Origin of the sequence: Flavobacterium sp., from assembly GCF_044368995.1 — a bacterium.
Classification (GTDB): domain Bacteria; phylum Bacteroidota; class Bacteroidia; order Flavobacteriales; family Flavobacteriaceae; genus Flavobacterium.
The window spans coordinates 1-8,364 of the sequence record NZ_JBIPMS010000072.1 but is presented as its reverse complement, the minus strand read 5'-3'; the positions used below and the strand labels follow the sequence as shown (position 1 = coordinate 8,364).

At 32.7% G+C, this 8,364-nt stretch carries 3 protein-coding genes and 1 pseudogene; all 4 read left to right on the top strand.

The genetic code is table 11. The annotated features are described in order from the left end of the window. Positions 1-261, top strand: a pseudogene (locus ACIQ2I_RS06230) (Holliday junction branch migration protein RuvA); the annotation flags it as partial. Positions 262-316: 55 nt separating this feature from the next. Continuing rightward, the gene (gene sprA / locus ACIQ2I_RS06225) at positions 317-7,456 is read left to right on the top strand and encodes a cell surface protein SprA (protein ID WP_396181574.1); all 7,140 of its coding nucleotides are present in this window, start codon (positions 317-319) and stop codon (positions 7,454-7,456) included. Between the two features lie 149 nt (positions 7,457-7,605). After that, positions 7,606-7,986: a glycine cleavage system protein GcvH gene (gcvH, locus tag ACIQ2I_RS06220; RefSeq protein ID WP_396181573.1), complete on the top strand. Its 381-nt coding sequence runs from the start codon at positions 7,606-7,608 to the stop codon at positions 7,984-7,986. After that, entirely contained in the window at positions 7,964-8,347 is a 384-nt protein-coding gene (locus tag ACIQ2I_RS06215; protein WP_396181572.1) for a VanZ family protein, read from the top strand. The genes gcvH and ACIQ2I_RS06215 overlap by 23 nt, the downstream gene beginning before the upstream one ends. The last annotated feature ends 17 nt before the right edge of the window (positions 8,348-8,364 follow it).

The window sequence follows — 8,364 nt, the reverse complement described above, 5'->3', positions numbered from 1 at the left end:
ACCGTTCAATCGATTAAAGGAATTGGTTTAAAAACGGCACAACGTGTAATTTTAGACATTAAAGATAAAGTATTAAAAATATATGCAATTGAAGAAATTTCGGGAAGTTTATACAATACAAACAAAGAAGAAGCGTTATCTGCTTTAGAAGTTTTGGGATATATTAGAAAAAACGCCGAAAAAGTAGTAGAAAAAATTATTGTTAATTCGCCAGCAGCCACTGTCGAGGAATTAATAAAACAAGCATTAAAAGTATTATAATTTGAAAAAATTACTTAAAAATATAGTTTCAAGAACAAGCATTGTAATTTTTATGATGTTTTTTAGTGTGCATAATTTAGCACAAACAACACCAGTTAAAGCGCAAGATTCAATAAAAAAAGGATATAGTTTGGGTCAAATTTCTTTGCCTAATCCTAAAAGCATTATTGATGGCTATACTTATGATCCTATTTCTAATAAATATATTTACACGGCTTCTGTAGATGGTTTTAACATTAATTATCCTTTAATTTTAACTCCAGAACAATACGAAAAATTGGTTTTAAAAGAAACCATGAGGAAGTATTTCCAAGACAAACAAAATGCCGTTGACGGAAAAAGAGCAGATTCTGAAGAAGCAAGAAAAAACTTATTACCAAGATTCTATGTAAATAACAAATTTTTTGAAGCCATTTTTGGTGGTAATACTATTGATGTAAAACCAAGCGGTTCTGTAGAAGTAGATTTAGGCATACGATTTACTAAACAAGATAATCCTTCTTTTTCGCCTAGAAATAGAAAAACCACCGCCTTTGATTTCAATCAACGAATTTCAATGGGGTTACAAGGTAAAGTGGGGACAAGATTGAATGTAAATATTAATTATGACACCCAATCGACGTTCGCTTTTCAAAATTTAATAAAATTAGATTACGCACCAACAGAAGATGATGTTTTGCAGAAAATTGAAGTAGGAAATGTAAGTTTCCCTATTTCAAATTCTTTAATACGTGGCGCACAAAGTTTGTTTGGAGTAAAAGCACAATTTCAATTTGGAAAAACTACTTTCACAGGGGTATTTTCCGAACAAAAATCGCAATCAAAATCTATAACCACTCAAGGTGGAGGAACCATTCAAGAGTTTGACTTTTTTGCCTTAGATTACGATTCGGATAAGCATTATTTCTTATCACAATATTTTAGAAATAATTATGACAATGCCTTAAGAAATTATCCAGTAATTGATTCTCGTGCAAAAATCACCAGAATTGAAGTTTGGATTACCAATAAGCAAAACAGAGTTACCAATACAGATAACAATTTAAGAAACATAATTGCTTTACAAGATTTAGGAGAATCACAATTAACTACTACGCCAGATAATGAAGTGGTAGGAACTGATTTAACTTTAAATCCTACTTTTTTTAGTGAGCCAATTAATTCACCAACAGATAATAAAAATAACAAGTTCAATCCAGCTGCAATAGGACAAGCGGGGAGTTTTTTAACGCCTGCAATTAGGGAAATTGCCACTGCATCAACAGGTTTTAATTTAGTTGCCAATACTTCAAGTACCTTTTCAGAAGGTATTGATTATTCGAAATTAGAAAACGCAAGAAAATTAGCGACTACAGAATATACTTTTCACCCGCAATTAGGGTATATTTCCTTAAATCAGAAATTACAAAATGATGAGGTTTTGGCTGTAGCGTATCAATATACGATAGGGGGAGACGTATACCAAGTTGGGGAATTTGCAAATGATGGTTTAGAATCTACTACAGTTGATCCAGCGGGTGTGCCAACCACGCAAGCATTACTTTTAAAAATGTTGAAAGGAAGTTTAATCAATGTAAGTGAACCAAGTTGGGATTTAATGATGAAAAACATCTATCAAATTCCAGGTGGAAACCAATTGCAACAACAAGATTTTAAATTTAACATCTTGTATCAAGATCCTTCACCTTTAAATTACATTACGCAATCTGGTATAGATGCGCTGCCTTCAAATGTGGCCAATACAACTCTATTAAAGGTTTTCAATTTAGATAAGTTAAACTTTACGAATGATCCACAACCAAATGGCGATGGATTTTTCGATTTTTATCCAGGTATAACTGTCGATTCTCAATACGGAAGAATTATTTTCACTACGGTAGAACCATTTGGAAAACACTTATTCAATAAATTAGATGTTACTACCTTAACGGAAGATTATGACACACCACTTTCATACAACTCTAATCAATCAAAATACGTTTTCAGAACGTTATATAAATCTACACAAGCTGCCGCTTTACAAGAGAGTTCAAAAAATAAATTTAAATTAAAAGGAAGTTTTAAATCTTCTGCAGGTGATGGTATTTCTTTAAACGCTTTTAATGTGCCTCAAGGAAGTGTTGTGGTTACAGCAGGCGGTAGAGTTTTAGTAGAAGGGGTAGATTATACCGTTAATTACCAAGCTGGTAAGGTACAAATTTTAGATCCGTCTTTAATGGCGTCTAACACACCAATAAATGTATCATTAGAAAATAATTCGGTTTTCGGACAACAAACCAAACGATTTTATGGTTTAAATGTAGAGCATAAATTTAATGAGAAGTTTTTATTAGGTGCGACATTCTTGAAAATGACAGAACGACCTTTTACGCAAAAAGCCGATTACAATCAAGAATCTGTAAATAATACAATAGTTGGTTTAAACACTAATTTTTCAACAGAAGTTCCTTTTTTAACAAGGTTGGTAAATAAATTACCAAACATTGAAACAGAAGCACCATCAAATCTTTCTTTCAGAGGAGAATTTGCTTATTTATTTCCTAATGCTCCAAAAGCTGCGGATTTTAATGGCGAACCTACTTCCTACATAGATGATTTTGAAGGATCTCAATCTAATATCGATTTAAAATCGCCTTTGGCTTGGTCGTTAGCGAGTACGCCAATAGGTTTTGGCGGGGAATTAAATGAAGATGACCGAGTATATGGGTACAAAAGAGCCAAATTATCTTGGTATAATATTGACCCGCTTTTTTATGTGAACAAGCCTGCAGGAATTGATGATAATGATATTTCTACCAATAAAACCAGAAGAATTTTTAGTCAGGAATTATTTCCAAATATCGATATTCCTCAAGGGCAAACTAATGTAATAAACACATTAGATTTAACCTATTATCCAAAAGAACGTGGACCATATAATTACAATCCTGTTGCCGCTGCAAATAACCAATTTCCGGCTATTGACGCTCCAAATAATTGGGGGGGGATCATGCGCGCCATCAATACTACAAATTTTGAACAATCTAACGTAGAATATGTGCAGTTTTGGATGATGGATCCTTATTTCGGAACTACTACAGATGTTACGAATCCGTCAAATACAGGAACATTAACCTTAAATTTAGGAGAAATTAGTGAAGATATTTTAAAAGACGGTAGAAAATTATATGAAAATGGCTTGCCAGAAAATGGTGGCACTCAGCCAACATATGCTACAAACTGGGGTAAAGTGCCTGCTTCGCAATCTTTAATTTATGCTTTTGATACCAATGAAGCCAATAGAGGGGTTCAGGATGTTGGTTTAAATGGTTTAAATGATGCGGAAGAAAAAATTAAGCACCCAGCTTTTGCGGCTTTTGCTGATGCTTCAGCAGATAATTATCAATATTATTTAAATACTACGGGAACCATTTTAGATCGCTATAAAAATTATAACGGACTAGAAGGAAATTCGCCCATTACAGTAACAGATACCAATAGAGGAAATTCAACCGTACCAGATGTTGAAGATTTAAATAGGGACAATACCATGAATACGATAAATGCCTATTATAAATTTAATATTCCAGTTGCTCCAAATCCAGTTGTGGGACAAAATTATGTTTCTGATGTTTTAACTACTACAGCAGCTGTGCCAAATGGAAATGCTATTCCAGTTAGATGGGTGCAATATAAAATCCCAATTTTAGAAGCAACTGCTGCTAATATTGAAGGTCCAATTACCGATTTTAGAACCATTCGATTTATGAGAATGTTTTTATCTGGTTTTAAGGATGAAGTAACGCTTCGTTTAGGGACTTTAGATTTAGTTCGAGGCGAATGGAGAAGATTTGTGTATACGCTAGACGCATTAGATGCCAATGTATCTGATGACGATACTGGTTTTGATGTAGTAGCAGTTAATATTCAAGAAAACGCCAACAGAAGCCCTATTCCTTACGTGGCTCCTCCGGGAGTTGATAGAGAGCAATTATATAATAACAATACGGTTATCAATCAAAATGAACAGTCTTTATCATTACGAATTTATAAAAAAGATCCTGCAAATTTAGGTTTAGGCGGATTAGAAGAAAATGATGCAAGAGGTGTTTTTAAAAATGTAGATGTGGATATGCGTCAATACAAAAAACTACGCATGTTTTTACACGCAGAGCCTTTAAAATCTGATTTAGGAAATGGTACAGATTTAAAAGATGACGAATTAGTTGCTTTCATTCGATTAGGAAATGATTTTACCGATAACTTCTATCAAATTGAAATGCCGTTAAGAGTAAGTTCTTTAAGTGCCAGAACAGCAGAAGATATTTGGTTAGCAGATAACGAAATTGAATTGTCTTTGGCCTTATTATCTAAAATTAAAAGTTTAAATATTGCTGGTGATGGTTCAATTGTTCCAGACGCTAACGGAATTGCTTTTTTAAATGAAAGTGCATTAGGTTCCTCAAAAAGCAGGTTAAATATTGGAATTAAAGGAAATCCAAATTTTGGGCAAGTGAGAACGTTAATGATTGGAGTAAAAAATCCAAACCCTTCAGCTACTGGACCTTTAAGAGGGGAAGTTTGGTTCAACGAATTGCGTATGTCAGAAATCGACAACAAAGGCGGTTATGCTGCAGTGGCCAATTTAGATACAAATATTGCCGATTTCGCCACTTTTTCAGCAACGGGACGTATAAGCACCATTGGTTTTGGCGCATTAGAACAAGGTCCTAACGAAAGAAGCAGAGAAGATGTAAAACAATACGACATCGTATCAAATTTTAATGTGGGTCAAATTTTACCAAAAAAATGGAAATTGAATCTACCTTTCAATTATGCTGTAGGCGAACAAATAATCACACCAAAATACGATCCTCTATTTCAAGATTTAGAATTAAACGAAGTCGTAGCTGCCGAATCAAATCAAGATAAAAAAGCAGAAATTCAAAATCGTGCCATAGATTATACAAAACGAACTAGTGTTAACTTCATCGGTGTAAAAAAAGATAGAGGTGACAAACAAAAACAACATTTTTATGATGTAGAAAATATTACACTTTCTTATTCTTTTAACGAAATGTTACATCACGATTACCAAGTACAAAATTTGGTAGACCAACAACAAAAAACTTCTTTAGATTACGCCTATTCATTTAAAGCAAAATCTATAGAACCTTTCAAGAAGAATAAATTTTTCAAGAAAAACGGCTATTATAAAGCAATAAGCGATTTTAATTTCAACTTTTTGCCAAGTAACGTTACGTTTAATTCTAATATTACCAGACAATTTAATCGCCAACAATTCAGATTAATTGATGTTCAAGGTATAGGTTTGGATCCGCTATATAGAAGAAATTATTTTTTCAATTATCAGTATGGCGTAAATTTTCCAATCACAAAATCCTTAAAATTAAATTACACAGCTGCTAATAATAACATAGTTCGTAATTATTTTGACACACAAAATAACCCAATTAACGATTTAGATATTTGGAACGATTATTGGAATTTTGGTACAGCAAACACGCACAACCAACAAATAACGGCTAATTACGACTTGCCAATTAATAAAATTCCAGCTTTAAGTTTTATTAAAACTTCTTATGTATACACAGGTGATTACAGTTGGCAACGTGCTTCAGATGCGTTTTCAACTTTTCAAGCGTTAGACGGAACTACGTATCAATTAGGAAACACCATTCAAAATGCTAATTCGCATAAAATAAATGCCGGATTAGATATGAATATCTTTTATAAATACATTGGTTTAACCGCTAAAAAACAGAAAAAACAACCTGCAACTACTAAAAAAGCGCCGCCAAAACCAGGTGAAAAAGTTACCAATACAGCACCAAAACAGCCACAAACGGAAGAAAGAAATGCATTTGCTAAATTTGGTATTGGATTATTAACTGCTGTTAAAAACATTCAAGTAAATTATTCAGAATCGGGGGGGACGCTTTTACCAGGTTATTTGCCAGGTTTAGGATTTTTCGGAAGTTCTAAACCAAGTTTAGGGTTTATTTTTGGAGATCAATCCGATATAAGATACGAAGCTGCAAAAATGGGTTATTTGACAAATTATCCTGAGTTTAATCAAAGTTATTCTCAAATTAAATCAAAAAAATTAGATTATACTGCTAGAATAGAATTGATTCCCGACTTAGGAATCGACATAAATGCGGAAAGAAATATCACAGAAAATTATTCAGAACAATATGACGCTGTTGGTGGAAATTACCAATCAAGAGCCCCTTTTAGTACTGGAAACTTCAGTATTTCTACTGTAATGATTAAAACTGCTTTCAAAGCGAGTGATGAAAATGAATCAGAAATTTTTGAAAGATTCCGTAAAAATCGTTTTGCAATAGCGGATCGCTTGGCAGAAGCATATTATGGCACTACATCATTCCCAAGAGAATTAGATGGTTATCCTACCGGTTTTGGAAAAAATAGTCAGCGTGTTTTAGTACCGGCCTTTTTATCTGCTTATGCAGGAGTACAAACTGCTAAGGTGCAAACTGGGTTGTTTTCTAACTTCCCGTTGCCAAACTGGACATTGAAATATACGGGATTTATGAAGATGGCTTGGTTTAAAGATAATTTCAAAAAATTCTCTATACAACATGGTTATCGTTCCAGTTATAGTGTGAACGCTTTTAGAAGTAATTTAAATCCTAGTCCAACCGATACAAAAGGCAATTTGTTTCCAGAAGTCATTACTTCAAATGTCAATTTAACAGAGCAATTTAACCCGTTAATTAATGTTAGTTTTGAGTTGAAAAATTCATTTAATGTGATGGCTGAAGTTAAAAAAGACAGAAGTTTAAACATGAGTTTCGATAATAACTTATTAACCGAAGTGCAAGGAAATGACTACACCGTTCGTTTAGGATACAGAATTAAAGGCGTACAAATTAATTCGAAATTAGCAGATAACGCTCAAGGAATGATTAAAAGTGACATCAATCTAAAAGCTGATTTTACATTACGTAAAAACATGACAATTGTTCGGTATTTAGATTATAATAATAATCAACTAGGCGGCGGTCAAAATATTTGGTCATTTAAATTAACAGCAGATTATTCTTTCAGCAAGAATTTTACAGCTATTTTCTTTTATGATCACCAGTTTTCTAAAGCAGTTATATCTACGGCTTTTCCTTTAACAAATATCCGCTCAGGATTTACCCTGCGATATAATTTCGGAAACTAATTATTAGTCATAAAGTCATAAAGTCGTAAAGTCGAAAGTCATCATGTCAATCACTTTAAGACTTTCGACTTTACGACATTATGACTTAACAATTTGCGACTTTAAAGAATATAAATTACATTTGTAAAAAATAAAACACAATTAATAAGATGAATATACCAGCGAATTTAAAGTACACAAAAGACCACGAATGGGTTTCAATTAATGGCGATGTAGCAACTGTAGGAATTACTGATTTTGCACAAAAAGAATTAGGTGATATTGTTTACGTTGAAGTAGAAACGTTAGACCAAACATTAGCAAAAGATGAGGTTTTTGGTACTGTGGAAGCAGTTAAAACGGTTTCAGATTTATTTTTGCCATTAAGTGGAGAAATTATAGAATTTAATGACAATTTAGAAAGTAATCCAGAAGCTGTAAATTCTGATTCCTACGGCGCAGGATGGATGGTAAAAGTAAAAATATCCGATGCTTCTGAAATAGCACATTTACTATCAAGTGAGGATTATGCAGCACTTATTGGGGCATAATTTTTTTAAAATAAGCGCCATTTTTTGGACACTTTTAATTTTTTATTTGTGTTTAAACGATGTGCCAAGTCTACCTTCAATACCTATTGATAATATTGACAAAATAATACATTTTATATTTTATTTTGTATTTGTTTTTTTGTGGATAAAAAGTATCAAACACATTTCGTTACGTTATTTTTTAATTGTGCTATTCATGGCGCTATGCTTAGGAATTAGTATTGAATTCTTACAAGAAAAGTTTACAAAAAACAGGGTTTTTGATCGGTATGATATTGTAGCAAATGCTTTAGGCGCTATTACAAGTTTATTTATAGTAAAATTTTACAATGCAATACAAAACAAAAACATCTCACATTAGTTGAGATGTTTTTTTTT

Coding starts and splice junctions, on each gene's coding strand:
- gcvH (WP_396181573.1), top strand. CDS start 7,606: ATGAATATACCAGCGAATTTAAAGTACACAAAAGACCACGAATGGGTT.
- sprA (WP_396181574.1), top strand. CDS start 317: ATGTTTTTTAGTGTGCATAATTTAGCACAAACAACACCAGTTAAAGCG.
- ACIQ2I_RS06215 (WP_396181572.1), top strand. CDS start 7,964: ATGCAGCACTTATTGGGGCATAATTTTTTTAAAATAAGCGCCATTTTT.